This is a genomic window from Solwaraspora sp. WMMA2080, from assembly GCF_027497395.1.
Classification (GTDB): Bacteria; Actinomycetota; Actinomycetes; order Mycobacteriales; family Micromonosporaceae; genus Micromonospora_E.
In genome coordinates this window covers 6,483,216-6,508,556 of sequence record NZ_CP114910.1, presented here as the reverse complement: position 1 = coordinate 6,508,556, position 25,341 = coordinate 6,483,216, and the positions used below count along the sequence as shown (strand labels likewise).

Here is a 25,341-nt window from a genome sequence, read left to right as displayed (position 1 = left end):
CACATCCGGCGGTACGGTCCGATGCCGATCAACATGGCTGTCGCCGACAGCCACCCGTTGTCGAGAGGAATGAGCCCTCCATGCGTGTTGCCCGTACCGCCGCCGTGGCCTGTCTGATCCCCGCCGCGCTGACCCTCGCCGCCTGCGGCGACGCCGCGCCAGATGCGGAGCCGACCACCGACACGTCGCCGACCGCCAGCGCAGCGCCGACCGCCGATGCCGACCCGTCCGGCACCGGATCCGACGCGCCGGGTGACGGCGGTACGGCCGCCTGCGCCAGTACCGACCTGGCCGTCGACGTGATCTTCCAGAAGGCCGGGGTGGCGATGCTGGCGCTGACCAACGACTCAGCGGCACCGTGTCAGCTCGACGGTTGGGTGACGCTGGCCTTCGAGCGCGCCGACCGCAGCCCGGTCGACGTCGCACAGCAGCAGGTGGAGCAGCCCGGGCCGCCCGTGGCGACCGACCTCGATCCGGGCGAGTCCGCGTTCGCCGGCGTCAAGTGGGTTACCTGCGACCCGGCGTCGACCGACTGCGCGGTGGCGACCACGGTCCGGGTCGGCGCGCCCGGTGACAGCACGACGGTGGTCGCCCGGACCGTCGGTCTGGACGGCGAAGAGGCAGTCGGCGAGTTGCCGATCGCCGACGTGCAGATCGGCTCGATCCAGCCGTCCACCCAGGGCGTCGTCGCCTGGTAGACCGAGTTCAGGTCGCCGCTACCCGGCAACCCTCCGGCGGATCGCGTCGCGGGAGGCGGTCACCGTACGGCGTAGTTCGTCGATGTCGACGTCGACGTCGACCAGCCGGCCGCCCGCCTTACGGACCCGGCCACCGACCACGACCGTGTCGATGTTGCGGGCGTCGGCGCCGAGCACCAGCGTGCCGACCGCGTCGTTGAGCGGCATCGTGTTGACGTCGTCGGCCCGGACCACCAGCAGGTCCGCCTGCTTGCCGGGGCTGATCGAGCCGGTGACGTCGCCGAGCCCGTTGGTCCGCGCGCCCTGCGCGGTGGCGAAGTCCAGCACGTCGCGGGTGGTGATCCGCTGCCCCACGGGGTGATCCGTGCCGTACGCGGCGTGCACCGCGCGCATCCGTTGGATCGCGTGCAGCGCCCGCATCTGGGTGAACATGTCGCTGGCCAGCGCCACTTCGACGTCGATGCTGAGCCCGGGTCGCACGCCGACGGCCAGTGCCTCGTCGATCGCCGGCACCGCCGTCTCCAGCCCGATCTGCGCCTCCGACGTCGGGGCCAGCGACACGGTGGTCCCGGTGGCACCGATCGTCTGCCACGCCTGCCCGGTGAGCCCGGTGGCGTGGATCAGCGTCACGTCCGGGCCAAGCAGACCAGCGGTCGCCCAGCTCTCGATCGCCGCCGACGAGAATTCGCCGAACACGGCGTCGATGCTGACACCGATGCCGAGATCGCGAGCAAGTGCCGCCAGCTCCGGCCCGTACGCCAACGCCGATCCGGCGATCTCGTCGGTGGCCAGCGCCGCCAGCCGTACGGTCACCAGAGCGTCGTTGGCGCCGTGGAACTTCTCCCGCAGCCGGACCAGGTCGGCGGGCCACTGCTTGTCCCAGTCGCCGAAGTGTGGACCCATCGAGGCGTGCACGCCCCGGATGCCGGTGTCGACCAGCGCCTGCACCGCCGCGTCCGAGTGAGCCGCAGTGCGGGAGTTGTGCGAGAAGTCGAGCATCGTGGTGATGCCGGCGTCGAGGGCGGTGAGCGCCGCGAGCCGGGTGCCGACGTACATGTCGTTCGGGGTGTACGCGGGTGCGACGCCGGCCAGCGTCGACATCACGTACTCGCCGAGGTCGCCCACGTCGGGGATGCTGCGGCGCAGCTGCGCCTGCCAGGCGTGCCGGTGGGTGTCGACGAAGCCGGGGCAGACGATGCCGCCGGTAGTGTCGACGACGGTCGCGCCGGCCGCTTCCGGGTGCGACCGCAGGTCCGTGCCGACGGCGACGATCCGGTCGCCGCTGATGAGCACGTCACCGGAGGCAAGGTCACCGATCGTCGGGTCCATCGTGACGACCGCGCCACCGCTGAACAACGTCATGGTTCGCTCCTTGTCGCAGGGTGGGACCTGTCCACCGTGCGGGCCGGTGCGACGGCCAACCAGGCCGGGCGTAACCAGGGTGTGGTGCACCCTGGATGGCCGGAGCTTGCGCTGGTTAGCGTGGGTGGCATGCCCACCACCGCGCTCGGCGCCTTTCTGGTGGCCCGACGGGCCCGGCTCACGCCGGGCGATGTCGGGTTGACCTTCAGCGGCACCAGGCGGGTCGCCGGCCTGCGCCGCGAAGAGGTCGCGGTGCTGGCCGGGGTGAGCGTCGACTACTACACCCGACTGGAGCAGGGCCGGGAACGCCACCCGTCGGCGTCGGTGCTGGATGCCGTGGCCAGGGCGCTCGATCTCGACGCCGACGCCCGCGACCACCTGTTCCGGCTGGCCGACGTCACACCCGGCACCGGCCCGCCCGCAGGTAGACCAAGGTCTACGGGAGCTGCTCGACGCCTGGCCGGACACCCCGGCGATCGTGGTCGACCGTCGGCTCGACCTGTTGGCCGGCAACGCGCTCGCCGACGCGTTCTACGCCGACTTCACCGAGCCGGACAACTTGGTGCGGATGACGTTCCTGGACCGGGCCGGCCGGACCTTCTTCGTCGACTGGCGCCGCTCCGCCGAGGCGTGCGTGGCGAACCTGCGCCTCGCCCTCGGTCACGACCCGCACCGCCGGCGGGCCCACGACCTGGTCGAGGAGGTGGGCGCTGCCAGCGCGGAGTTCCGCCGGCTGTGGCAGCGCAACGACGTACGGGGCAAGACCCATGAGGCGAAGACGTTCCGGCACAGTGTGGTCGGTGAGTTGACGTTGACGTACCACGCGTTCGATGTGCGTGGAGCCCCTGGTCAGCAGCTGATCGTGTACCGCGCAGCGGATGATCGCAGCGCCTCAGCGCTGCGGCTGCTCGGCACCCTGGCCGCGAGCAACTGGCTGTCCTGATGCAGAGATTTCTGTGCCAGATTTTCGACGGCAGGACCTCGTACTGACAAGTGTCTGTTTTGGACCAGAGTCGATCGGCGATTGATGACCAGCCCGCGTGCTGTGTAACGTGACCGTTCACATCGATGTCTATCGTTTCGATGGCACCCCACACGGTCAAGGAGACACCCGATGTCCAGATAAGGCATCGCCCATCCACCGCCTGCCGACGGCCGGGTACCGACCGGCCGGCGGCTGGCCCGGCGGCGTCCGTTCGCGCTGCTCGCCGCGGCAGCGGCGGCCGTCCTCGGGCTGGCCGCCGGCATCGTCGCGACCAGCCCGGCGGCGGTGGCCGCCGACAACCCGTACGAGCGGGGTCCGGACCCGACCCCGGCGAGCGTCGCCGCTCCGAACGGACCGTTCGCCACCGCGCAGGTCAGCGTCCCGCCGGGGTACGGCTTCAACGGCGGCATGATCTACTACCCGACCGACACCAGCCAGGGCACCTTCGGTGCGATCGCCATCTCCCCCGGGTACACCGCGCTGTTCTCCGTCGAACTCGCCTGGATGGGGCCCCGGCTCGCCTCGCAGGGCTTCGTCGTCATCGGCATCGAGACCAACGACCGCAACGACTTCGACACCGCCCGGGGCACCCAGCTGCTGGCCGCGCTGGACTACCTCACCGGGCAGAGCTCGGTGCGCAGCCGGGTCGACCCGAACCGGCTCGCCGTCGCGGGTCACTCGATGGGCGGCGGCGGCGCGTTCAGCGCGGCGCTGCGGCGGCCAGCGCTGAAGGCCGCAGTCGGCTTCACGCCGTTCTCGCCGTCGCAGAACCTGACCAACATGCAGGTTCCGGCGTTGCTCTACTCGGGACAAAATGACACGGTCACCACCCCGTCGTCGGTCAGCAACCTCTACAACGGGCTGCCGTCGACGACCGAAGGTGCGTACCTCGAGGCCGCCGGGCTGGACCACAGCTTCCCGACCCGACCGAACACGCTGCTGATGCGCACGATGATCCCCTGGGTCAAGATCTTCCTCGACAACGACCTGCGGTACACCCAGTTCCTCTGCCCGCTGATGGACTCCTCCGGGGTGCTGCAGTACCGCAACACCTGCCCGCTCGTCCCGCCGGGCCTGCCGTCGCCGTCCCCGACGACCGCCCCGCCGACGACGGCACCGCCCACCACCGCGCCACCGACGACGGCGCCACCGACCACCGCTCCCCCGACGACCGCACCGCCCACGACGGCCCCGCCGGCTGGCGCCTGCACGGCGACGTACCAGACCATCGGGTCGTGGCCCGGTGGTTTCCAGGGTGAGGTGACCGTCCGGGCCGGCAACTCGGCGATCAACGGCTGGACCGTCGGGTGGAGCCTCGGCAGCGGCCAGAGCATCACCCAGATATGGAACGGCACGCTGAGCACCAGCGGCTCCAGCGTCTCGGTACGCAACGTGTCGTACAACGGATCGCTGCCGGCCGCCGGCACCGTGACCTTCGGCTTCCTCGGCTCCGGATCGCCGTCGACGCCGTCCACAGTGACCTGCACCAGTCCCTGATCCCCGCTGAACGGCCCGGGGCGACTGAACGGTCCGGGGCGACGACGGCAACTGGCCGTCGCCGCCCCGGACCGGCGCTCACCGCTTCCGCCGGTAGAGTAGGCGCAGTCCGTCCCGCTGCACGAAGATCTCCCGTCGGTCGACGGCTGTGCCGTCGCGGTCGAGAACGTAGCCGGTGAGCCACACCCAGCCGACATAGGTCCAGCGCCTGTCGACGGCGGTGACCCGGAACCGGAAGCCCCGGTCACCGGCGAACTGGACGCTGGCGGCAGCCCCGATCGCCAGCACGTCACCCGGCTCAGGTGCCGGGGTCGATGTCGAGTTCACCGACGTACGGCAGCCGGGCCTGATCGCTCTGCCAGTCCCGCAACGCCTGCTTGAGCAGCGACAACTCGTCGGCCAGCCGGGCGATGCTCTGGTCGCGGCGGCGGAGCTCGGCGGCGACCTGGGCGACGTACGCCGCGACGTGCCGTGGGTCGAGGCCCCGCCAGCGGGTGCGGAAGCGCACCCGCGTCACCTGCTCGGCGGTCAGCGCCACCGGCGCGACGTCCCCCTCGTACGTCTCGCCGTTGACCCTGACCATCGGCGGCCGGTGCCGGCCGGACGACCTGGTCACAGCATTTCTCCGTCCGGTGGCGGCGGCGGGCCGGGCCAGGTCAACCGGCCGCACCACGGACACCATCTGACTTTCACTTTGAAGGCGAACAGTCCGGCCAGGAATCCCAGCAGGACCGCGCCGATCAGCGCACCGACTTCCACGAAGACCTACCCCCTCTTCGGGTCGGGGCACCGGCCGGCCTCCTTGCCGCGACGCCGGCCGGCGCCCAGGTGGGTGGGGATGTGCGAGGCGACGAGGCGGTACGCCGACTTCGGGTCTGCCGGCCCGGCTCTCGCAGCCAAAGACAGATTGACATCTCTGACGTACGGCTACAAGACTTCAGTGTAAGTTTTCTCTGGGACGGCCGACAGTGTGGAGTCAGGTCTTGAAAGTTGTAGCAATGCGAGGGAGACTGCCTTTCGGCAGATCCGAAGAGGATCCTGAGGAGGTCTACATGTCACGAGCAAGCGGACCCACGATCGCCCGATGGCAGCTCGGCAGGCAGCTCAAGACCGCTCGCGAGGCGGCCGGCTTCACCCAGTTCGCCATCTCCGAAGTGCTCGCCTGCAGCGAGTCGAAGATCTACAAGATCGAGGCCGGTGACGTCGGCGTCGGCCGTGGCGACCTGATCGTCATGCTCGACCGCTACGGCGTCACCGACGAGGAGCGCCGTGCCACCATCTTCGACCTGCAGAAGCAGGGCAAGCAGCGCGGCTGGTGGTCCAAGTACGGCAACCTCCCGATGAACTACAGCATGTACGTCGGTCTCGAAGGCGCCGCCCGCGAGGTGCGCAACTTCGAGTTGGCCATCGTCCCCGGCCTGCTTCAGACCGAGGAGTACGCCCGAGCTGTCGCCTCTACCGCCTGGCCGGACGATCCCGGCGAGGTGGACCGGCGGGTCGAGCTACGGATGGCGCGCCAAGCGTGCCTCACCGAGGACCCGCCGCTGAAGTTCTGGGCCGTCGTGGACGAGGCTGCGCTACATCGGCGTACCGGTGGCGACGCGGTGATGCGCCGGCAGCTCGACCACCTGGCCGAGGCGAGCACCCGACCGAACGTCATGCTGCAGGTGCTGCCGTTCAGCGAGGGCCATCACCCTGGCACCACCGGGTCGTTCTCGATCCTGGAGTTCGACGAGGACGTGCACAGCCCGGTGGCGTACGTGATCAGCCCAGCTGGCGACGTGTATCTGGAACGTCCCGAGGACATGAATCGGGTTACGCTTACCTACACCCACCTGCACGCGGCGGCGCTCAGCCCAGGCAAGTCCCGGGACCTGATCGCCGCGATCGCCAAGGACTTGGCGTAGACCAGAAGGAGGGGCGCGATGGACCTCACCCGCGCCGTGTGGATCAAGAGCAGCCGCAGCGACTCGAACAGCCAGTGCGTCGAGGTCGCCCGCAACCTGCCGGGAGTCGTCGCCACCCGCGACAGCAAGGACCCGAGCGGCCCGGCGCTGACCTTCGCCCCCTCCGCCTGGACCACCTTCACCACCGCGCTCAAGTCGTCCCTGCTCTCCGCGTAACCGCTCCTCCCCCACTTCAAAGGAGGCACCGCGAATGCGAGACACCGACCTGACCGACGCCACCTGGCGTACCAGCAGCTACTCCGGCGGCACCGGCAACTGCGTCGAAGTCGCCGACAACCTTCCCGCCGTCGTAGCCGTACGCGACAGCAAGGACCGTTCCGGTCCAGTGCTCGCGTTCTCCCCCACCGCGTGGGCGTCCTTCACCGCCTCGCTCGGGGCACAGACGCGCCAGCGGTAGCGCAGCCGTTACCGCGTCACGAGTGCGGCGCAGTCACCAAACCGGTCTGCGGCGCAGCGAAGCCTGACCCCAGTAGCCCGTCGGAGGCGAGGGACTTCGAGTCAGCCGGTCAGCCTGCACTCGTTTCCTGTCTGAACCGAGCAAACTTCGCATCACCCCGCTCCCTGTTTGGCCGGACGTCTCCCGAGGTTGACCGAGTGGTCCAGCTACGAATGGCAGGGCGCACTCATCTGACCGAACTCCGCTGTTATGTGCTGACGGTCGTCGAATTGGAAGCCCTGCACCAGCGGAGAAGTAGCGGCACCGACAAGACGGCATCTTAACTACTTTGCGGAGCACCCACCACCACTGACGCCAATGTGACAGTTCCTTGATTGCCGCAGTTCAACCAGCGATACTTCGTGGCCGCATCATGTTCAGCGACAGGAACGACACACGGAGCGCCCGTGACTACCCCTCATGACGGAACCCAAGGCCAGTCACCTGATTTAGAAAGCCAGAGAGTTGGCATAGAATCACAGGACAGGTACCGCGCGATCGGGCGAGACTATGAGCTAGCCATTGACCGCTTACGAGCAGCAAAATCGGCGCAGATCACTTATTCTATTGTACTACTTTCCGCCTTCACACTTGCCGCACTTCTTGCATATTCCGTTGCCATAGGGTTATGGCGCGATCAACCAGTCGTAACCCGGTACGTGGGCCTGACAGCCCTGCTCATTCTCTGCGTATCAATGGGCCGACTCGCAATCAAGAATCGACGAAACATCGTCGAACTCGACTTCAACGTACGGAACCTCAACCACGATCGACAAAGCGCAGCAGCGCGGATACCCTCAGATTCGATAGAATCCCTGAGGATTTACCGCGAAGCATCGCAGGATATCGTAGCCCAGTTCCGAACAAGAGCCACCCGCAACCTCAGGACACACAACACAGTTCAAGCAATTATTATTGTCGGCTCCATTGCGGCATCAACCACAACTGCAGTCATGGCGGGAGAACACCCCCTTAGCTGGTTCTCAACCGGCCTAACCGCCTTCGTCAGCATCACTGCAGGCCTTGCCGCTTACTTCAAGTTCCGGGAACGTGGCTACAATCTTCAATCAACCGCAGATGACATCGAGAAACACTACAACGCAATTCAATTCCGACTCCACGAATACGCAGAGGTTGCGCACGACACACAGTCAGGGGAACCTGCGGAGGAGGCGGCGGAAGCAACACGACTTCGCCTCTTCGCCGAGAATGTCGAACGGCTGAGGGAGGAACAGCGCAAGCGAGAACTGCAGCTTGAGCAATCACCCGGACAACGAGAGGAACGCTAGGGGAAACAAACGCATGATCACTCAACTCTACAAGCAGTGAGATTATGGGCAGCCTTTGCTGCGAGAAATGCACTGCGCGCAGGTAGGTGTGCTGCCTCGGGTCCGCGACAATGCGCTGATCACCCTCGGGCGCACCCACGCCGAGATAGTCGCCGCGCTGCTCGCCGCCATCACCGCCATCAGGCTCACTGCGTCTGGCCACCCGCATGCGGACCTATTCGCTCGCGCCGGTAAGGCCGCCGGAGTCGACATCACACACCGGGCGGTCACCGATCTGGCTCCGCTGCTCGGGGCGTACGGATTCCAACAGTCCAGCCCCGTCGCGAAAGCGCGAGCCGACCTCACCGGAATGCTCTACGCCGACGGCGTCCATGACAGCCTTTACCGATCGGGCGGCGCGACGTTGCTCCGCGCGCCCTACGGGCTCCCCACCTGATTGCCGCCTTCAAGGTAGACAGTCCCGCTGTCCGTCGCCGCTTCCAGCGCGGCGGCGGCCCGCCGGGCCAGCAGCGGCGAGAGCCGCTGCTGCGCCTGCGGCAAGGTCGACCACGCCCAGCTGCGCAACTCCTGCGGCGGCAGCCGGATCGCACCGGTCTGCGACTCGTCCAGGATTCCACCGTCGTACACGAACATGACTCCCTCGGTGCGGCCGGCGCGAGGCGGCACCCAGTCGACCACCAGCAGCCGGCCGGGAGTGACCGCCAGGCCAAGTTCTTCGGCCAGCTCACGGACCGCCGCGTCGTACGGCGACTCGTCGGCCTCCACCACGCCACCTGGCAGCTCCCAGTAGTCCTTGTACGTCGGCTCGACAAGCAGGATTCGTCCGTCATGGTCGCGCAGCAGCACAGCCGAGCCCATCCGCTTTCGCGGCAATGTCGCTGTGTAATCGTCAGACGGGGAGCTCACCACCGGAGGCTAACCGCCCGAATGTCCGGCTCGCGGCGTCTTCTGCCAGTCAGGACTCGTGGCGGCGGGCCGCCTGTGCCGATCAGGATTTGAGAAGCACCAGCCGTCGCAGCACGGCTAGCGTGACCCTCGGTCACACCCGACAACGATCAGGAGCGACACGATGGGCAAGGCAGGCACGGACGGTTTCTCCGAGGGCGAGCGCGCCGCCATGAAAGAACGCGCTGCAGAGCTCAAGAGGGAGACGACCCGCAGTCGTGGTGGCAAGGCAGCCGCCGAGGAGCTCGACGTGCTGTCGAAGATCGCCCAGATGGAACCGTCGGACCGCGCACTGGCCGAACGCATCCACGCCATCGTCACCACCAACGCCCCCGACCTGTCCCCAAAGCTCTGGTACGGCCAGCCGGCGTACGCGAGAAAGGGCAAGGTCGTGTGCTTCTTCCGTAGCGGGCACGCGGACAAGGAGCCCTACTCCACCTTTGGCTTCACCGCTACGGCCAATCTCGCCGACGACAGCGGCCTGTGGCCGACGTCCTTCGCCGTCGCCCAGCTCAGCGAGCAGGCCGCAGAGACCATCGCCGCCCTCGTCAAGAAGGCCGTGAGCTGACCTGCGGGTACGGCTTCGACCGACAGGTGAGCGCCGATAGCGGGGTGAGGTTACGGTACGCTCGCTGCGCCGTGCATGACTGCTGCCCGAGGAGGTGAGTCCGATCAACGCTGCGACAGGCCGGGACTCCCTCCCCCGCATCTAGGGAGCGCCCGCACAGGGACTCTCGAAAGGCGTGTACGCGCATGCACAACATCCAGGAAGAACACTTCGCCGTCGACGGCGTACCCGCTGTGCTCTGGACCTCAGCCGGCAGCGGTGCCGACCGCCCGCCGCTGATCGTCATCGGCCACGGCGGCGGCCAGCACAAGACCGCTCCCGGCGTCCTGCACCGGGCCCACCGTTTCGTGTCCAGCGGCTTCGCGGCCGTCTGCGTGGACGTGCCGAACCACGGCGAGCGCCCGACCGACGAGCGCTACCAGGACATCGCCACCGAGATCCGGACCGCTGTCAGCTCCGGAGGTGACCTGGCCGCGCTGCTCGCCGACTTCCACGCCCTGGTCGCCGAGCAGACCGTCCCGGAGTGGCAGGCCGTCCTCGACCATCTCGGCGGCGGGCAGGTCGGCTACTGGGGGATCTCGCTGGGCTACGGGCTCGGCGTACCGTTCGTCGCCGCCGAGCCGCGAGTGCGCGCGGCGGTCCTCGGCCTCGGCGGTGCCGCCGCCGCATCCACGCTGGACGCTGCGGCCAGCATCACCGTACCGGTCGAGTTCCTGGTCCAGTGGGACGACGAACGGGTGCCCCGGGCGCAGAGCCTGGCCCTGTTCGACGCGTTCGGCTCGACCGAGAAGACGCTGCACGCCAACCCGGGCCGGCACGCCGACCGGCTCCCGGAACACGAGCTGGACAGCACGGTACGGTTCTTCACCCGCCACCTCATGCCGCACTGACCAGCACTGATCGAAGCTGGCATCCGTCCGGATCGGCTCGACCTCAGCAGACCCGGTTGCCGTCCTCGAGACGGCGGGTCCGGCGTACTTCCGCGAACGCGGCACTCGATCACCTGCTGCCCCGTACGGCTCCTGACGCGACGCGGACGAACGGTCCGTGACCGGCGGAGCGCTGCTGGGCCAGGGCCTCGGGCAGAGGCATGGGCCGAAGGCACCTGGCCCAGCGGCATCTCACGGGCTGGAACAGGTCAGAGACGGCGAGGACGGTGAGCCGGAGCCGAGGAACCCGAAGGTCGCGGTGCCACCGGCCGGCAGCGTGCCGTTGTAGTCCACATTGCGTACCGTGACGCTGGAGCCGCTGGTGCTGAGGCTACCGTTCCATAGCTGACTGATGGTCTGCCCGCTGCCGAGGGTCCAGCGGACGGTCCAGCCGTTGATCGCTGTGCTTCCTGCTCGTACGACCACCTCGCCCTGGAAGCCACCGGGCCACGAGCTGACGGTCTGGTAAGAGGCGCTGCAGGCACCTGTGGTTGGTGGCGCGGTCGTCGTTGGTGGCGTGGTGGGCGGCGCCGTCGTCGGCGGCGCCGTCGTCGGCGGCACCGTGGTGGGCGGCGCTGTGGTGGGCGGCAGCGGCGTCCCGGACAGTCTCGGGCCCGCGCAGGCGGTGACAATGCCGGGGACGTCGTTTGCCGCGTCGAGCGAATAGCTGTACGGCGGGTTCGTGAACGGAGTGACGCCACTACCCTGGGCACCTGTGTCACGCCGACCGCTGGTGTTGTCGTAGACGTTTCCCCGCGCGGTGATGTACGTGGGGTTCGAGTCCTGGAACCGGTGCGGGTCCCGTATGTCCTTGAAGTAGTTGTTCTCCACGAGTACGGAGGCGTACGATCCGGTGCCGATGGCGTACGCGTTCCCGGGGGAATTGTAGTAGCTGTTGTAGACGTGGCCTTTGCCGAACAGCATTCGTGGTCCACGCTGGTCAACCAGATCAGCGAACCAGTTGTGGTGGTAGGTGGCGTTCAGCTTTCCGCTGTCGGTGTCGCCGTGGGTCGAGCCTCCACCCACCAGGCTGGCCAGCCTGTGCGAGTGGGAACTGTTGGTGTACCAGAACTTGACCCAGGACACCGTCATGTAGTCGACGCCTCGGGTGAGGTCCAGCAACCCGTCGCTGGCGTCCCACAGGTTCAGGTGGTCGAACCATAGGTGGTGGGCGTTACGCGCGGCGATCGTGTCGGCCGGGCTGCTGCCCTGGCCGCCGCCCTGCACGTTCAAGTTGCGGATGATGATGTTGCTACCGCCGTTGATGTTGATGCCACCACGGATCGTCGCGTTCGAGTCTGCGCCGATCAGGGTCTTGTTGCTGCCGACCTCCACGGCCGACGACCCAGTGCTGATCGTGCCGGATATCCGTAGCACGCGTGGAGTCGAGTCGTTGGCGTACTGCCGAAGGTCGCTAAGCGATGTCACCGTCTGCGGGGTGGCGTTGCCGCCGCCGGTCGTCGTGGCGACACCGTTCGCCGACACTGACGCCCAGCCGAACAGCCGGTCATCGCAACTTGCCAACACTGATGCCGCTGGTTCGTCGGCCGGGGCCTGAACAGCGGCAGCCGACATGCCGGACACGGCGAGTGCCCCGACAGCGGCGAAGGTGACAGCCACACCAAGCACGGTCGTCGTACCTGGTGGACGGCGTCTTGTGAAAACGCTGGTCCCAACGTTCTTCACGAAGTGCCTCCTGTTTCTACTGCGATGGAGCGGCCAGAAGTCAGCGGAATCTGACTCAGATGAACACTGTTCCCGAGGTACACAGATCCGTCGGCAATGCCCATGCCGTTCGGATGCGCTGGCGATCCCGGCCCTGTGCCACCGAAAGCCAGCCGGAAGCGGTCGGCCGCATGCCGTTCCGTTCGCGCTGAGCACACAGCCGTGAACCGTCGGTACGGCGGCCCGGTCACCGGCCGACGGATGCCCTCGACGGAGCACAGATCACACACAGTACATAGATGCTCAGCTATGAAGGAGATTAACTGCGGCGACGTCGATCGTCAAGCAGTTCCAGCCACTCGGTAACAGCCCCGGCCGCACGGCTGTTCCAAGATCATCTGGTGAGGTTGAGGATGGTGAATGGCCTGGTCATGTTGCGGGCGGCCCATCTGGTGGCTTCCGTGATGTCGGTTCGGCCGGCCAGGCGTAGGGCGTTGATCGCTAGGTTGCGTAGCGAGGCCAGGACGCGGGGCCCGGACCGGGTACGCGTGGTCGACCGGTCCTCCCGGTAGCAGGTGTCCCTGATCCAGTGCAACGACTCGATGGCCCAGTGACCGCGGTTGTAGGCGGCCAGTTCGGCGGGGCCGGCCTGGTCGGGAGTGTGGCTGGCGACGCCGAGCCGCGCGGCGGCGGACTGTTTCCCGGTGGCGGTGTGCGTGACGTAGCGTTCGATCAGCCAGACCTGGTTGACGTGCGGGAACGGCAGATCGGGCGGGGCGGGCAGGACACGGATCGTGCGGCGGGTCCGGCGGCCGTGTCCGATGTCGACGCTTTCCAGGTCGGGTGGGGTGTCGGCCCAGGGCAGCGTGTTGAGGGCGTCGAACAGGGTCCGGCGGTTCTCCTTGACCGGGAACATGAACTGGCCGCCACGGTGGTGGATGAGTTCGGCGGTCGCCCTGACGGTGTGTAACGCGTCCGCGGTGACTGTCCGGCCTGGCAGGTCGAGGGTCTGCAGCAGGGCGCGGGCGGTGGCTGGCTCCGTGGTCTTGGCGCCGTCGGTCGGCGCCTGGGCGAGCACGACGCCCGCCGCTCCCGGTCGCGGGTCCCCGGCGAGAGCGGACAGCAGGTGCAGCTGGTTCCCGTCGTCGCCGACGGCGCCGCCGACGGTCTTGCCGTCCAGACGTACCTGGGTCGGCGTGCCGGTTCTGACGTGGGCGTGTCGTGTCGTTGTCCATTCGGCGATGACGGCGTCGAGCACGTCGGCGTCGGCGTCGGTGCAGACCCGCCAGATCGTCGACCGGGACGGCCGTCGGGCCGGTCTGGCCCCGACCCGTTCGTAGAGGCTGTCCATGACCTCGGCCGGTACGTCGGCGACCCAGCCCGCGATCGCGGTGTAGCCGGTCGCCCCGGCCATGGTCGCGGCCGCCACCAACGTCAGGACGACCGCGACCGGATGGTCACGACCCTGCGCCGACCGGCCGTCGGACACCGCCAACAACAGCTCCAGCAGGTCGTGACACGACGACGCGACGTCCCCGACGACCGGCGTGGACACCGGATCGACAGCGGGGGTGACAGAATGCGGCATGACGAAGCTCCGGGTGGACAAGATCCTTGAGAAGACCTCGTCCTAACGGAGCTTCGTCCCCACTCGACACGCCGCCACAGCAACCGTCACCCACCGTTACAATGATCTTGAAACGGCCGTGGCCCCGGCCGACCGACCCACCTCTCGGAGCTACTGCCGGTCGCCTGACCGACGCCGGTCGGCGTCTCGGATGGCGTGCCGGACAGCAAGGCGAATGACCCAGTAGAGGACGACGAACCCGACCGCGTAGACGACGAGGGCACCAACGGGGACGGCGAGGGAGCCGATCTGCAGGATGTCGGACACCCCACCGACGATAGGGCTCTGGCACGAACGCCGATGCCCCGCCCTGTTGACGCAGCCGGCGAAGCACATGTGGTGCGATCTATGCCGAACTTGGGTGGGACGGACGAGTCGACCTGTACGCCGGATTCTCGCACCCACACCCCATCTGAGCTGCACGAACACCCCCACCGAGGCCCCTCAGGGCGTCTACAGGGCGTCCGGGTCATCCGAGACGTCCCCGCCGTCGTCACCGTCCCGGCCGTCCACACCGTCGTCGACCTTCCCGGCGTCGTCACCGAACAGCGCGTCGATCGCCCGCCGGGTCCGCTCCTCGCCGGCCGGCATCAGATGCGTGTACACCCGCAGCGTGAAACCGGGGTCAGCGTGGCCCAGGTACGTCGCCAGCGTCTTGACGCTCTCGCCCGCGTCGAGCAGAACCGAGGCGTAGAAGTGCCGCAACGCGTGCATCCCCGTCGCCCTGGTCGGCACGATGCCCGCCGCTTCGACCGCCGGCTGCCAGCTCTTGCCGTCGAACGTCGCCCGGTTCAGCGCGTTGCCCCGCGTCGTGGTGAACAGCAGCGGCACCGCCACCGGGTCGCCCGTGAACGGGTCTTCCCACGGCAAGGTGATCGTGACCGGCTTGACGACGGCCAGGTGCTCCCGCAGCACCCGGACAGCCGACGCCGGCAGCGGCACCCGGCGATCCCGGTCGTTCTTCGGAAGGCCGAACACCAGCCGAGACCGGACCCGCTTGACCTGGCGTACGACATGCACCCAGCCCGCATCCAGGTCGAGATCATCGACGCCGATGCCGAAGATCTCGCCCTGACGCAGCCCGCACCCGGCACCAAGGTTGACCATCGGCCGGTAACGCGACGCGAGACCGGACCGGATTGCCGAAACCTGGTCGGCGGTCCACGGAACCACCCGCCGCTCAGCGGGCCGAGGCGCCTTGACCGACCGCGCCGAGCACGGATTCTTGGCGATCCGCTCGTCATCCACCGCCGCACCGAGGATGGTACGCAGGTGCGCGAAAACGACCGACCTGGTCGTGACCGCAATCTTGCCCACCAGGCTGGCATCCCAGGCCCGTACGTGCCCCGGCATGATCGACGCCAACGACCGATGCCCGAAGTACGGCAGGATGTGCTTGCGCACCCGGATCTCCGTGCTCTCCCGCGTCGACTCGTCAAACGACCGGGTCCGCAACCACTCCTCGGCGTACTCCCGGAACGTGATCCGACCGGCCGCCGGGTCGACGTACGCGCCGCGCAGCTTGTCCGATTCGGTCGAGACCAGGAACGCCTCAGCGTCGCGCTTCGCCCGGTCAGGAAACGACTTCTTGCGCTCCCGCCCGTCCGGGCCGACGTAACGAACGCGGTACCTCAGCCCCTTGCCGAACAGTTCCGACTTGACCCGCTCGGTACGGCCGCCGGGATGCTTGATCGTCTTGTACCAGCGATCTTCGATATGCGCCACGGCTACGCCGCCGCCTGCGAGCGGAACCACTCGCGTACGTCCGCCGGGTCGTACCGCAGATGCCGGCCGATCCGGGCAGCCGGCGGACCGCTCTTGTGCTTACGCCACCGGTACAAGGTCTCCACCGGCACCCGCAGGAACGCCGAGACGTCCTCGACCGACCACAGTTCCCCGTGTTTCGCCACCCTGTGCCCCTCCCCCATCACGCCGCCGTCCCCGTTGCCGAAAGGTCGTGCTTCGCCTCCTGTGCCGCCCGGTCTTTCGCGGCGAGGAGTTGGGAGCGCCAGCGGGCGCGTTCGGAGATGGAGCGCAGGAGCCGGTGCCCGAGCGGTGTGACGTCCGGGTCGTCGGGCCGGGCCAGTTCCCACGCGTGCCGGGACGAGGTCGCGCCGTCGGTGCCGGTGGGCTGGTCGACGCCGGCCAGGTCGGTCGTCGCGCCGAGCAGTGCCCGGACCCAGGCCCGTGCGTCGTGTTTGTGGTCGGACAGGGTCTTGCCCGACCAGTCGCGGGAGATGAGGATGCGTCGGCCGCCGATGCCGAGGGTGGCCCGTTGGTGGACCTTGCCCCGGCAGCGTCCCGGCCGCAGCTTCGCCGATGCGTTCTTGGGCTGGACGCCGTAGAGCAGCCAGTTCGCACACCGGTCGGTGCACGGGGTGACCTGCAACTGTTGCCAGAACCGTTCGAGATGTGCGCGTTGCCGGCCGCTGGTGGTGGTGTGGCAGTCGGCGGCGTGTTTGGTGATGTACTTCGTGATGTAGCGGATGGTCCGCTCAGCGTCGGTGGTGCCGGGCATGACGCCGCGTGCGTCGACCTGGGAACCGAAGCGGACCACGTGGACGGGTTCGACGTCCGGATCGTGGTCGACCGCGTCGAGTGCTTCCGCCCAGCCGATCAGCGGTTGACGGGTGTCCGGGTCGACCCAGGCGCCCTGGTCGACGTCCCACACGGGTTGGTGTTCCCCGCCGTAGTGCTGGACGTCGACGGACGGCCACCACACCTGGTGATAGGTGGCCGCCGCCACCGTCCGCAGGGTCTGGCGGGGGATGGTGCCGCGGATCGCGAAGTGCGCGTGAGGCGCGAGTCTGCGTTGCGGCTCGACGCATCCGGCGTACTGGACGTTCCAGCCTTCACACCGGCGCAGGTTCTGCCAGAACCGGTCCAGCAGTCGGGGGAAGTGGACCGCGTCCCAGGCGGCACGGCGGTAGTCGTACCGGTCGGGGTTGACCGGGGTGCCGTCCGGGCGAACTGGGCCGTAGGAGTCGAGGGTGAGCGTGAGCCACATCGACGGCCGGTAGGTGTTGCCGTCGGGTGCGGTGTACGTCTTGCCGACGGTGCGCGCTTCGACTGGCCGGCGGGGTAGGTCGGGTGCGTCCTGCCGCCGCCTGGTCGACCGCTTCCGCCGCTTGCCGTTGTCCTGCGCGTCGCCCTGGTCGACGCCGTCCCCGTCGGCGGTGTGGGGTGGTGCGACGCGGCCGCGTAGTCCTTCAGCGGTGATGGCGTCTTCAACTTCGGTGATGGCCTCGTCGAGGTCGGTGACCTGCTTCCAGTCGGCTTCCCGTACGGCCGCGTCGCGTTCGAACTCGAAGTGCGCCCGCAGCACGATCAGCGCCTTCTGCTCATCCGTGGCCGGTTCGGGTGGCGGCAACGGTTCGTCGTCGCGGTGCCAGCCGTCGCGGATCTGCGCCTGCCGCAGCCTGCGGTTCCGCTTCGCGCACGGCGGGCACTTGTCCTCACGGGTCGCCCCGCAGGGCAGGTCGATCACCTCGGTACGGCCGGTGTCGAGATCGGTCCGCCGCATCGCGAGCGGACGGATACACACCCCGTACTCAGTGGCGACGTCCCGCAGGACGTCAACCGACCGGGGCAGGCCCATCCGCGCGGCACGGGAGCCGGGCCGAGGCTGTTGTTCGACGGTCGCCGGCCGATCCGTCGCGGGTGTGTCGAGTCCGGGGAGGGTGGTGGGTGCGGTCACCGGCCGACCACCATCCCGTTTGCCCGTCGCGGCTGGACGACCCCGAGCGGCGGCAGCACCGATCCGTGACCGGCGACGCGGACCGGTTCGACGACCGCAGGCCGCTCGACATCATCGGGCGACGGATCGTTGTCGTCGGTCGGGACCTGGTCGACGGCGTCCGCCTGGTCGACGCGTACCCGCTCAGCCGGACCAGCCGGGTTGGCCGCCGCAGTCGACGACGGCGAACCAGCCGGGACAGCGGGTGCGCTGGACAGGACGACTTTGACCAGTGCGAGGAACGCCAGCGACGGCACGGCGGCGACGATCCAGCCCCACACGGACGGTTCGGCCTCGGCGACCTGCACGGCCAACGACAGGAGTGCGAAGCCGACGAGGAGGACGGCGACGAACCCGACCGGTCGACCGGCCCGGCGTCGTGCCCGGATTTCCAGGCCGAGGTAGATGGCCATGAGTTCGACGGCGACGGCGTTGGCCCAGCCGATCCAGTGGGGTTGGCCGTGGGCGACGGACAGGTCATGGACGTGGGTGAACGCGGCCGCGCCGGCCATCGAGCCGATGGCGAGCAGGATCACCAGCCGCAGCACGCTTTCCGTGCGTTGCCAGGTCATGGCGTGTCCTCCCGGTCGGTGATGGTCAGGTCGATGCGGACCCGCATGCCTGGCCTGCCACGAAGGTTGAGGTACGTGCGGAGCCCGGAGAGGAGCGCCGCGAGCTGATCGGCCGGGCCGGTCGCGGTGATGCGGATCGGCCGGTGAAGCAGGCGGGCCAGCCACGGCAGCCGCAGCAGGAGCCAGGAGGGGCGGTTGAGGGATGGCATCAGGGGTTACCTCCCGGTCGGGTGGACGGTGGTGCGGATGTGGTCGGGTGGGTCGCCGAGGGAGGCGACCGCTTCGGACAGGCAGCGCCACAGCGCCCACGCCTCACCGGGAGTCAGGTAGACCCGTCGCCGGCCGCCCCCGATGGCGACATACAGCGGGTAGGGGTCGGGCCGGTCGGTATCCACGCGGACGGAGACGGCTGTTCCGCGTCCGCCGTCGGGGGTGGGGGTCCGCAGCCGGTAGAAGCGCCGCCCCGGCGTAGACGTCTGTGTCATCGGGGACCACCACCGCCGTTGTTGTTGTCGATGTCGCCCTGGTCGTGCCGGAGGATGCTGAGTAGCGAGTCAGGAAGCAGCGGCCCGGATGGTCTACGTGGCAACGGAACCCGTCGGGTCGACTCGGCAGCCTGTGCCGGTTCGGGGGCGGTTTCCCGGCCGACCTGGGCGAGGATGTCCGCAGCGGCCACCGGCGCCGGGAACTCTTCGGCCATGGTCCGAATGTCGGTGTCGGTGAGGTAGGAGAACCGGACCCGGACCGGGTCGGGTGTGCCGTCCAGGAGGACGTAGCCGACGCCTTTGGCCCAGGACGGCATCTGATCCGCCAGAGCGCCCCGGTTGCGTGCGCCGTCGCCCAACACCATGTCGACCTGCGACGCCTCGGTCAGACCGAGCGCGATGCGGGTGGGGAACAGGTCCCGGAACGGCAGCACCTCCTTACGCGGGTCCTGCAACGCGGCCACGACCAGGACACCGACGCCGGCACCTTGGGACAGCAGCAGCCCCAACGAGGCGGTGATCCGCTTCCGCAGGTCGACGTCTTGTAGGTACGCGGTCAGCGCTGCCATCTCATCGATCACCACGACGACCAGCGGGTCATCGACGGTGGGTGTGTGGACCCGGACCGTGCCGGCAAGACGTGCCTGCCGCTCCCGCAGCACGACAACCGCCTCATCAAGCAGGTCAGCCATGGCGTCGAAGGAAGTGGACGCGAACCGGGCGAACATCGGCCTGCCGAACGCGAATTCCATCCCGCCCTTGGGGTCGATGACCCACAGCCGGACCAGCCCGGACGACACCCCACCCGCGAGGGAGCGGACGAGGGACCAGAGGACGGAGCCCTTCCCGCGCCGGGTCGCCCCACCGATCAGCACATGCGTCGCCAACAGCCGCAGATGCCAGGTCCGCAGGTCTTCCCGCACCGCGATGGGCAGCGCTGTGAAGTCCGGCACCGTCGGCACCGGGAACGGCGGAACCGTCTTGCGTAGGGCGTCGGTGCGGACCAGGACGACGTAGACGACGTCGGGCCGGTCGCGGAACCGGTAGGCGTCGACCTGGCGCAGCAGCCACCCCACCCAACCACCGCCACGCACGGGGAGTTCATCCGGCCGTTCGGTGTACACCCGTGCGTGCCGCCGGCCGAACGTATACGCCAGGTTCTCCGTCACGCGCTGGAAGTCGGCAGGGGTCTGCCCGCGCAGCATCCGCACCGACAACACGTCTAGGGCCTGGTCACAGTGCACGGCCAGGAGTTCTGGCAACACCGTTTGGTGCTGGTAGACCCGCGACAGGTCACACATGGTCATCGCTTCGCGCCACACCCGCCGGTACACGACCGTGTGCCGCCACCTGCCGAGCAGCGGGCCGCCGCACCACGCCCACCAGGACGATTCGTGCCGCCACCGCCACACCGCCGACCCCAACCCGGCCAACACGACCGGGGTCACCACACCGGGCACGCCGTAGTCGCTGTACACGGCGACCGTGATCACCGAGACGGTCAGGATGCGCGGATGCTTGAGGCACCACCACAGGCCCCGACCCAACCAGCGAGCCAGCAGACCGAGGAGCACCGCCCACCAGGGCAGCCGCAACCGCCGAGGCCGGACCACGAGCAGGTCACCGGAGACGGTGGTGACGACCTCACCACGCGGACGCCCCATCACCGGCCACCCCCGACCGGCAGGAAACGGCCGCGAGCGTCCCGCAGCCGAGGGAACGGCAACACCAGCTGGCCCACACACAACCCACACCGGCCGCCATCGGTGGCGCTCGCGGCAGCGTTGTCGGTGTCGCCCTGGGCGTCGGTCGGGGTGGGGGTGAACATGTTCTTGCAGTCGCTACAGCGGATCCGCGCCCGAGCCTGGGCGCGCTTAACCTGGGACACGTCGGAACCTCACCGAATCTGAAAAGAAGGAGTGGGGGGAAGACACCAGGGGTGGGGCTGCCGTCCGCCAAGACCAGACAGCCCCACCCCGAACCGAGCACTACGAACCCGTAGCCGCCCGCGCCTTACCGGTGCCGTTGGACGCCACGCCGGCCGGAGCGCGCATCCCCGACGCCCGCAACGAGTACGCCATCCGCCCGTTGCTCGCCACGTACGGCGTGACCGTCATGTCGTCGAACTCCACCGCCTCGAACGGAACCCCCGTCGGCGCAACCGGCTGATAGTCCGCCGAGATCTTCACCGTCGTCTCCCGCGACCGCTTCCCCAACTCCGGGTCCAGGTCCATCACCCGGACCTGCCACACCCGCTGACCCGTCAACTTGTCCTTCGCCAGCGACCGCCGACCCGTCTTCTCGTCGTAGTCCTCGACCTCACCCAACGACTCGGGCACCAACGCGCACCCCGCCGGGAACACGTCCGAACACCGGACCGAGAACCTCGTTCCGCCTCGCAGAGCCATCTCTGCAACTCCCAACTTGTAGTAACGTCTGCCAACTGGCTAGACCAAAGGTAGGGACTACTTGGCAGACATGTCAACAAGTCTCGGAAAGTGGTCCGGTATACCCCGAATGACCCTTGCGGACAGCGCCGCAACCGGTCTGCGCTCGTTCACTGGGTCGACGGACGTCGACGAGCACGGGAAGAGGTCGACGGGGCACACGAAGAAACCCGCCGGTCGGTGTGGACCAGGCGGGGGCGGGGCGAGTGCCGGTTAGGGCAGGGTGATCGTGGTGTTGAGCGCGGTCAGCGCCCGTACCCGCGTGTCGATGACCCGCATCCGGGCCGCGTGTTCGGCCGGTTCGCGGTGCGCGGCCTGGCTGGTGACCTGACCGGGCCACTTGCGGTACAGCAGGCCCGTTTCGGCGTGGAAGAAGCCGCCGGTGATGGTGCTCGCGGCCAGGAGCAGGCCGGTGTCCTCGGACGCGGGCAGGGCCATCCAGCCGCCCAGTGCGAACAGCACATCTGTCCGCAGACACAGCGTCGCCGGATGCACGGGTGCCCGGTAGTTGTTGGCGAGCCAGAACGCGTACACGTCACCGCAGGCGATCGGCCCGGCTGGCGGGTCGGAGTCGAAGCCGACCGTGGACCCGTCCGGCAGCAGATCCAGCACCCGCGACGTCGACCACCCCACCGACGGATGCGCGGTCAGGGTCGCGATGTCCCGGGCGAGGACACCGGGGGTGAGCTGGTCGTCGGCGTCGAGGACCTTCACCAACGGCCCGTCGACCCGTTCCATGGCGAGGGTCCGGGCGACACCGGGGCCGCCGGGTCGGCCGACACCGACCGAGATACGCGGGTCGTCGGGTAGCGCGTCGGCTACGGCCCCGGTACGCCCATCCTCCTGGACCAGCCACCGCCACCCCCAGCCGTCCGGCATGTCCTGGGCGGCCAGGGAGGCGTAGGCGTCGGCGAGATAGCCGATGCTCGGCGGGTGCACCGGGGTGATGACCGAAACGACCAGGGTCAAGCAGGCCACCGCGCGAGCGTGTTCGAGTACACGAGTTCGGTGCGGTCGCCGGGCATGACGACGTCGGCGACCTCCACCACCCGCTCACCGATGTCCACCGACGTCTTCCGCACCGTCAGCACGGACACGCCCGGATCGATGTCGAGGAGTTCGGCCTCATCCGGCGACGGAGGCCGCGCCCTGATCTCATCCACGATCCGGTCCAGCTCGATCCCGACCGTGTACAGCTGATGCTGCGTACCGCCCGGCCACGGCTCATTCGAGGCGTCGAGCAGGTCCGGGTTCCCGGCGATCAACGCCACCGGCAGGAACGAGTACGACACCGACAACGGAGCCGACTCCGTGCGCGTGGTCGTCCAGTACACCCGCCGCAGCAACTCCGTACCCGGCTCGACGCCGAACGCGGCCGCCATCTCGGCATCGGCCGGGACGCGGGTGTACTCGGCGTGGAACTTCAGATCATCGACCGTCAGACCGGTGTCATGCTCCGTGCCGCCCGTCGCCCGCCGTTCAGCGTCGGGGAGTAGGACGCGGTCCTTCTCCCACTGGTAGCGCTCCGTGTTGCGCCGCCGGACCCGCTGGCGAGGAGCCCGTACGTAGGTGCCCCTGCCTTGTTCGGCGCGGACCAGGCCCCATTCCCGCAGCTGTCGGATCGCGTTACGGACACTCGTGCGAGACAGGCCCGACGAGTCGGCCAACTCGGTTTCCGACGGCATCAACGTGCCCGGCGGCATGTCCCCGGACAGGATCTGACCCCGCAACTGCTCAGCGAGTTGCAGATACCGGGGGCGCCAGTCCTTGGCCGTCACGCCGGCAACGCTACCCCCTAGACGTTCATACGTCTGCCAGGTGGTCGGCGCTCCCGCGCGGTCAGCCCACACCCCGCCCCGCACCACCCTGCGCGTGATCCGTTGGGTCATGGTCCGATCACCAGCGGCTCCATGTCGGCCGGCACCAGCACGGTGTAGACCGGGCCGCCGGACTCCTGCCGCACCGACAACAGCGCCGCCGTCGGGAACTCCGGAACCTCGTCGGTGTCGACGACCAGGACCACGCCGCCGAACAGCAGCACCCGCATCCCCGGCTCCAACTGCGCCGCCCGCCGGTACGCCAACCCCTCCACCCGCACGGTCGGGCGGGTGAACGCGTGCAGCAGCCGGGTCGCCTGGTTCAGGCCGCCGAGGAACCGCGCCGCCGGACCCGGCTGCAGCAACACCGTCTGCGTCGACGCGTACCGGGTGACGTCCACCTTCACCCGCACATCCGACACGGCCCCGTGATCGGCGATCACATCCGCACTGACCCAGCCCGTGCGCTCGGTACCCGCCGTCACCAGACCGGCCCGGTGCATCCGGTCACGCGGACCACACCCCGCGCACCACACCGGACACAACACCAGCCCACCCGGCCGGGCATCCTCCCCGTTCACGAGCCGCCCGCCTTCCCCCGGTCGCCGCCGTTGGTGTCGTCGCCCGGTCCGGTGCCGGCCGCGTCGGCGTCGGCGAGCAGGCCGGTCAACGCGTCGACGAGCTTGCGCACCTCCGACAACCGCAACTCGGCACACCCCGCGCCCAGCCACGGCGCAGCCGCGTGCACCGCCACCACCGGCGGCAACCGGTCACCACCGATCAGATACGCCACCACACTGCCGCCCGCGACACGAGGCGTGCCCACCTGACACAACCTGGACCGGTGCCGCCGCGCCATGTGCGCGAACAACGGAGGCACCACATGCCCGCACCGCTCCCGCGCACACCACGCCGGATGCTCCACCTTGTCCGCGCCGCCGTCGACCGTGGTCACCGCGACCACCGCCCACCAGCAGCCCGGAACCGCTGACCCACCGTCAACAACGGCGCACCCGCCACCAGCGGAGACACCCGGGTCGGTTCCACCGCCCACCCAGGAACGACACGGGCCACCGCCCGCACAGTCGGGCCGGTCCGCCGTCGACGACGCCACCAGGCCACCAGACGCGAAGTTTTCATGATCAGCACCTCCCACGCTGACAGGAGACCGGCGACCCCGCACGCAACGGGGGGAACGCGCAGAGCCGCCGGCCCCACCGCGAGATACGGCGCACCGCCCGGCGGGCGGAGTCGGGTCACGCCGCACCCCGACCAGGACGCACACCACCCGCACCCCCCACCACGGGAGGCGCTGACAGAAGGTGCGCGAGACGTGTGGCCGGGACGCCGAACGCAGCCAACCCCATGATCACGAGCGGCTAACCCGACCACACACAGGGAAACGTACCTACAAGTGGACCTGTTGTCCAGACGTAGAAACGAGCAGCCAGACGGCACTTGACTACACAACAGACAGGTAACGTGACACGAGTGCCAACCCCGCACTACGGAACACCCCGCTACCGCCGCGTAGCCGACCAACTCCGCGACCGCATCACCAGCGGCGCCATACCACCCGGCGCACTCCTACCCCCAGAAGTAGCGCTCGCCAAAGAGTTCAACGTCGCACGCGGCACCATCCGCGCAGCCATCAACGCCCTACGCCAAGACGGACTCGTCACCACCGAACACGGTCGAGGCACGTACACTCAACCCGCAGCAGACCTACCAAACCCAGCAGGCCTGCGAATCATCACTAACTGCCGCCAGGACGAGACGAAGCCGTGTGGAGGTGGCGACCAGAATGTCACCTTACTCCACAGGGAACACGTTTCAACCCGAGATGCCATCGCCGTCGAAGCCACCTATCGGGATGTACCCGCCAGTCCACACCTTGCGGCCATGCTTGGTTGCGAACCGGGAACCCTGCTGCTGGAGCGCCGCTTCGTATTCAAGGCAGACGGCCATGCCCACCACTTAACAACGGCCTACAATCCCCTTGATCTCGTCGCCGGTACACCCATATCCGATCCCACCAATAAACCATGCCGGAACGACGAAGCAAGCGAATTTGCCGCGCACGGAATTGCAGTCACACACGTAGATCTACGAGTCACCGCCCGAATGCCCGATCGGACCGAAATCGAAGCTTTCAATTTCGACCACCAGACTCCAGTGATAGCAATTGAACGGAGAATATTCAGAGAGCAGGAAGTGATCGGGATTACACAAGAGCTTTTATCTACACATATCGAATTGAAGATTCGAATAGCATCGCATTATCAATAGGTACCATAACTTTCGATTGGAGCTGGC

At 68.3% G+C, this 25,341-nt stretch carries 33 protein-coding genes and 1 pseudogene; 12 read left to right on the top strand and 22 right to left on the bottom strand.

Annotation, left to right across the window (positions count from 1 at the left end; genetic code table 11):
• Nucleotides 1–80 precede the first annotated feature (80 nt).
• Complete coding sequence (locus tag O7543_RS29885; RefSeq protein WP_281550804.1) at nt 81–698, top strand: DUF4232 domain-containing protein; 618 nt, start codon at nt 81–83, stop codon at nt 696–698.
• A gap of 18 nt (nt 699–716) precedes the next feature.
• On the opposite strand, the gene O7543_RS29880 is transcribed toward O7543_RS29885, so the two are convergent.
• Nucleotides 717–2,060, bottom strand: a complete 1,344-nt coding sequence (locus O7543_RS29880) for an amidohydrolase family protein (protein ID WP_281550805.1) — start codon at nt 2,058–2,060, stop codon at nt 717–719.
• 129 nt (nt 2,061–2,189) lie between these two features.
• On the opposite strand from O7543_RS29880, the pseudogene O7543_RS30270 reads away from it, so the two are divergent.
• From O7543_RS30270 to O7543_RS29870, 3 genes and pseudogenes are all read left to right on the top strand, one after another.
• Nucleotides 2,190–2,381, top strand: a pseudogene (locus O7543_RS30270) (helix-turn-helix transcriptional regulator); the annotation flags it as partial.
• Between the two features lie 10 nt (nt 2,382–2,391).
• Nucleotides 2,392–3,003, top strand: a complete 612-nt coding sequence (locus O7543_RS29875) for a hypothetical protein (RefSeq protein WP_348650061.1) — start codon at nt 2,392–2,394, stop codon at nt 3,001–3,003.
• 327 nt (nt 3,004–3,330) lie between these two features.
• Nucleotides 3,331–4,542, top strand: a complete 1,212-nt coding sequence (locus O7543_RS29870) for a cellulose binding domain-containing protein (protein WP_348650060.1) — start codon at nt 3,331–3,333, stop codon at nt 4,540–4,542.
• A gap of 78 nt (nt 4,543–4,620) precedes the next feature.
• Here the strand turns inward: O7543_RS29870 and O7543_RS29865 are convergent, their stop codons facing one another.
• The 3 genes from O7543_RS29865 to O7543_RS29855 are packed head-to-tail and all read right to left on the bottom strand — an operon-like array spanning nt 4,621 to nt 5,301.
• A complete protein-coding gene (locus O7543_RS29865) occupies nt 4,621–4,869 on the bottom strand; it encodes a hypothetical protein (RefSeq protein ID WP_281550806.1) in 249 nt (82 codons plus the stop codon).
• Nucleotides 4,841–5,158, bottom strand: coding sequence for a DivIVA domain-containing protein (locus O7543_RS29860; protein WP_281550807.1), 318 nt, complete (start codon nt 5,156–5,158; stop codon nt 4,841–4,843). The genes O7543_RS29865 and O7543_RS29860 overlap by 29 nt, the downstream gene beginning before the upstream one ends.
• Nucleotides 5,155–5,301, bottom strand: a complete 147-nt coding sequence (locus O7543_RS29855; protein WP_281550808.1) for a hypothetical protein — start codon at nt 5,299–5,301, stop codon at nt 5,155–5,157. The genes O7543_RS29860 and O7543_RS29855 overlap by 4 nt, the downstream gene beginning before the upstream one ends.
• Before the next feature lie 293 nt (nt 5,302–5,594).
• Between O7543_RS29855 and O7543_RS29850 the strand changes: the two genes are divergently transcribed.
• The 5 genes from O7543_RS29850 to O7543_RS29830 all read left to right on the top strand — a co-directional run bounded on the left by O7543_RS29850 (nt 5,595) and on the right by O7543_RS29830 (nt 8,670).
• Complete coding sequence (locus tag O7543_RS29850) at nt 5,595–6,449, top strand: helix-turn-helix transcriptional regulator (RefSeq protein ID WP_281550809.1); 855 nt, start codon at nt 5,595–5,597, stop codon at nt 6,447–6,449.
• Nucleotides 6,450–6,467: 18 nt separating this feature from the next.
• Entirely contained in the window at nt 6,468–6,665 is a 198-nt protein-coding gene (locus O7543_RS29845; protein WP_281550810.1) for a DUF397 domain-containing protein, read from the top strand.
• A 34-nt stretch (nt 6,666–6,699) separates the two neighbouring features.
• Nucleotides 6,700–6,906, top strand: a complete 207-nt coding sequence (locus O7543_RS29840) for a DUF397 domain-containing protein (protein WP_281550811.1) — start codon at nt 6,700–6,702, stop codon at nt 6,904–6,906.
• Nucleotides 6,907–7,352: 446 nt separating this feature from the next.
• Entirely contained in the window at nt 7,353–8,234 is an 882-nt protein-coding gene (locus O7543_RS29835; protein ID WP_281550812.1) for a DUF4231 domain-containing protein, read from the top strand.
• Nucleotides 8,235–8,301: 67 nt separating this feature from the next.
• Nucleotides 8,302–8,670, top strand: a complete 369-nt coding sequence (locus O7543_RS29830; protein ID WP_281550813.1) for a hypothetical protein — start codon at nt 8,302–8,304, stop codon at nt 8,668–8,670.
• Here the strand turns inward: O7543_RS29830 and O7543_RS29825 are convergent.
• Nucleotides 8,652–9,140 carry an NUDIX hydrolase gene (locus O7543_RS29825; RefSeq protein ID WP_348650059.1) on the bottom strand — a complete coding sequence of 163 codons (489 nt, stop codon included), beginning with the start codon at nt 9,138–9,140 and terminating at the stop codon, nt 8,652–8,654. The genes O7543_RS29830 and O7543_RS29825 overlap by 19 nt on opposite strands.
• A 163-nt stretch (nt 9,141–9,303) precedes the next feature.
• Between O7543_RS29825 and O7543_RS29820 the strand changes: the two genes are divergently transcribed.
• Nucleotides 9,304–9,747: a DUF1801 domain-containing protein gene (locus tag O7543_RS29820; RefSeq protein ID WP_281550814.1), complete on the top strand. Its 444-nt coding sequence runs from the start codon at nt 9,304–9,306 to the stop codon at nt 9,745–9,747.
• 185 nt (nt 9,748–9,932) lie between these two features.
• Nucleotides 9,933–10,637 (top strand): dienelactone hydrolase family protein, encoded by a 705-nt coding sequence (locus O7543_RS29815; RefSeq protein ID WP_281550815.1) that lies wholly within the window; start codon nt 9,933–9,935, stop codon nt 10,635–10,637.
• A gap of 231 nt (nt 10,638–10,868) precedes the next feature.
• On the opposite strand, the gene O7543_RS29810 is transcribed toward O7543_RS29815, so the two are convergent.
• The 17 genes from O7543_RS29810 to O7543_RS29730 all read right to left on the bottom strand — a co-directional run bounded on the left by O7543_RS29810 (nt 10,869) and on the right by O7543_RS29730 (nt 24,165).
• Nucleotides 10,869–12,296: a cellulose binding domain-containing protein gene (locus tag O7543_RS29810; protein ID WP_281550816.1), complete on the bottom strand. Its 1,428-nt coding sequence runs from the start codon at nt 12,294–12,296 to the stop codon at nt 10,869–10,871.
• A gap of 439 nt (nt 12,297–12,735) precedes the next feature.
• Nucleotides 12,736–13,929 (bottom strand): ISAs1 family transposase, encoded by a 1,194-nt coding sequence (locus O7543_RS29805; RefSeq protein WP_281550817.1) that lies wholly within the window; start codon nt 13,927–13,929, stop codon nt 12,736–12,738.
• A gap of 150 nt (nt 13,930–14,079) precedes the next feature.
• Nucleotides 14,080–14,235, bottom strand: coding sequence for a hypothetical protein (locus tag O7543_RS29800; protein WP_281550818.1), 156 nt, complete (start codon nt 14,233–14,235; stop codon nt 14,080–14,082).
• A gap of 186 nt (nt 14,236–14,421) precedes the next feature.
• Nucleotides 14,422–15,693 (bottom strand): site-specific integrase, encoded by a 1,272-nt coding sequence (locus O7543_RS29795; RefSeq protein WP_281550819.1) that lies wholly within the window; start codon nt 15,691–15,693, stop codon nt 14,422–14,424.
• A gap of 2 nt (nt 15,694–15,695) precedes the next feature.
• Nucleotides 15,696–15,878 (bottom strand): helix-turn-helix domain-containing protein, encoded by a 183-nt coding sequence (locus O7543_RS29790; protein WP_281567298.1) that lies wholly within the window; start codon nt 15,876–15,878, stop codon nt 15,696–15,698.
• 17 nt (nt 15,879–15,895) lie between these two features.
• Nucleotides 15,896–17,665, bottom strand: coding sequence for a replication initiator (locus tag O7543_RS29785; RefSeq protein WP_348650058.1), 1,770 nt, complete (start codon nt 17,663–17,665; stop codon nt 15,896–15,898).
• Nucleotides 17,662–18,276, bottom strand: a complete 615-nt coding sequence (locus O7543_RS29780; protein WP_281550821.1) for a DUF2637 domain-containing protein — start codon at nt 18,274–18,276, stop codon at nt 17,662–17,664. The genes O7543_RS29785 and O7543_RS29780 overlap by 4 nt, the downstream gene beginning before the upstream one ends.
• Entirely contained in the window at nt 18,273–18,485 is a 213-nt protein-coding gene (locus O7543_RS29775; protein WP_281550822.1) for a hypothetical protein, read from the bottom strand. Before O7543_RS29775 ends, O7543_RS29780 begins: the two co-directional genes overlap by 4 nt.
• A 6-nt stretch (nt 18,486–18,491) precedes the next feature.
• Nucleotides 18,492–18,761 carry a hypothetical protein gene (locus O7543_RS29770; RefSeq protein WP_281550823.1) on the bottom strand — a complete coding sequence of 90 codons (270 nt, stop codon included), beginning with the start codon at nt 18,759–18,761 and terminating at the stop codon, nt 18,492–18,494.
• A complete protein-coding gene (locus O7543_RS29765; RefSeq protein ID WP_281550824.1) occupies nt 18,758–20,425 on the bottom strand; it encodes an FtsK/SpoIIIE domain-containing protein in 1,668 nt (555 codons plus the stop codon). The genes O7543_RS29770 and O7543_RS29765 overlap by 4 nt, the downstream gene beginning before the upstream one ends.
• Complete coding sequence (locus O7543_RS29760; RefSeq protein WP_281550825.1) at nt 20,425–20,649, bottom strand: hypothetical protein; 225 nt, start codon at nt 20,647–20,649, stop codon at nt 20,425–20,427. The genes O7543_RS29765 and O7543_RS29760 overlap by 1 nt, the downstream gene beginning before the upstream one ends.
• 100 nt (nt 20,650–20,749) lie before the next feature.
• On the bottom strand, nt 20,750–21,169 hold the full coding sequence (locus tag O7543_RS29755) for a transcriptional regulator (RefSeq protein WP_281550826.1): 420 nt from the start codon (nt 21,167–21,169) through the stop codon (nt 20,750–20,752).
• Between the two features lie 252 nt (nt 21,170–21,421).
• Nucleotides 21,422–22,186, bottom strand: coding sequence for a glycosyltransferase family A protein (locus O7543_RS29750; protein WP_281550827.1), 765 nt, complete (start codon nt 22,184–22,186; stop codon nt 21,422–21,424).
• Nucleotides 22,174–22,986, bottom strand: coding sequence for a GntR family transcriptional regulator (locus tag O7543_RS29745; RefSeq protein WP_281550828.1), 813 nt, complete (start codon nt 22,984–22,986; stop codon nt 22,174–22,176). Before O7543_RS29745 ends, O7543_RS29750 begins: the two co-directional genes overlap by 13 nt.
• A gap of 107 nt (nt 22,987–23,093) precedes the next feature.
• Nucleotides 23,094–23,606, bottom strand: coding sequence for a hypothetical protein (locus tag O7543_RS29740; RefSeq protein ID WP_281550829.1), 513 nt, complete (start codon nt 23,604–23,606; stop codon nt 23,094–23,096).
• Nucleotides 23,603–23,980 (bottom strand): hypothetical protein, encoded by a 378-nt coding sequence (locus tag O7543_RS29735; RefSeq protein ID WP_281550830.1) that lies wholly within the window; start codon nt 23,978–23,980, stop codon nt 23,603–23,605. Before O7543_RS29735 ends, O7543_RS29740 begins: the two co-directional genes overlap by 4 nt.
• Entirely contained in the window at nt 23,977–24,165 is a 189-nt protein-coding gene (locus tag O7543_RS29730; protein WP_281550831.1) for a hypothetical protein, read from the bottom strand. Before O7543_RS29730 ends, O7543_RS29735 begins: the two co-directional genes overlap by 4 nt.
• A 351-nt stretch (nt 24,166–24,516) precedes the next feature.
• Between O7543_RS29730 and O7543_RS29725 the strand changes: the two genes are divergently transcribed.
• Nucleotides 24,517–25,314, top strand: coding sequence for a GntR family transcriptional regulator (locus O7543_RS29725; protein ID WP_281550832.1), 798 nt, complete (start codon nt 24,517–24,519; stop codon nt 25,312–25,314).
• Nucleotides 25,315–25,341 lie beyond the last annotated feature (27 nt).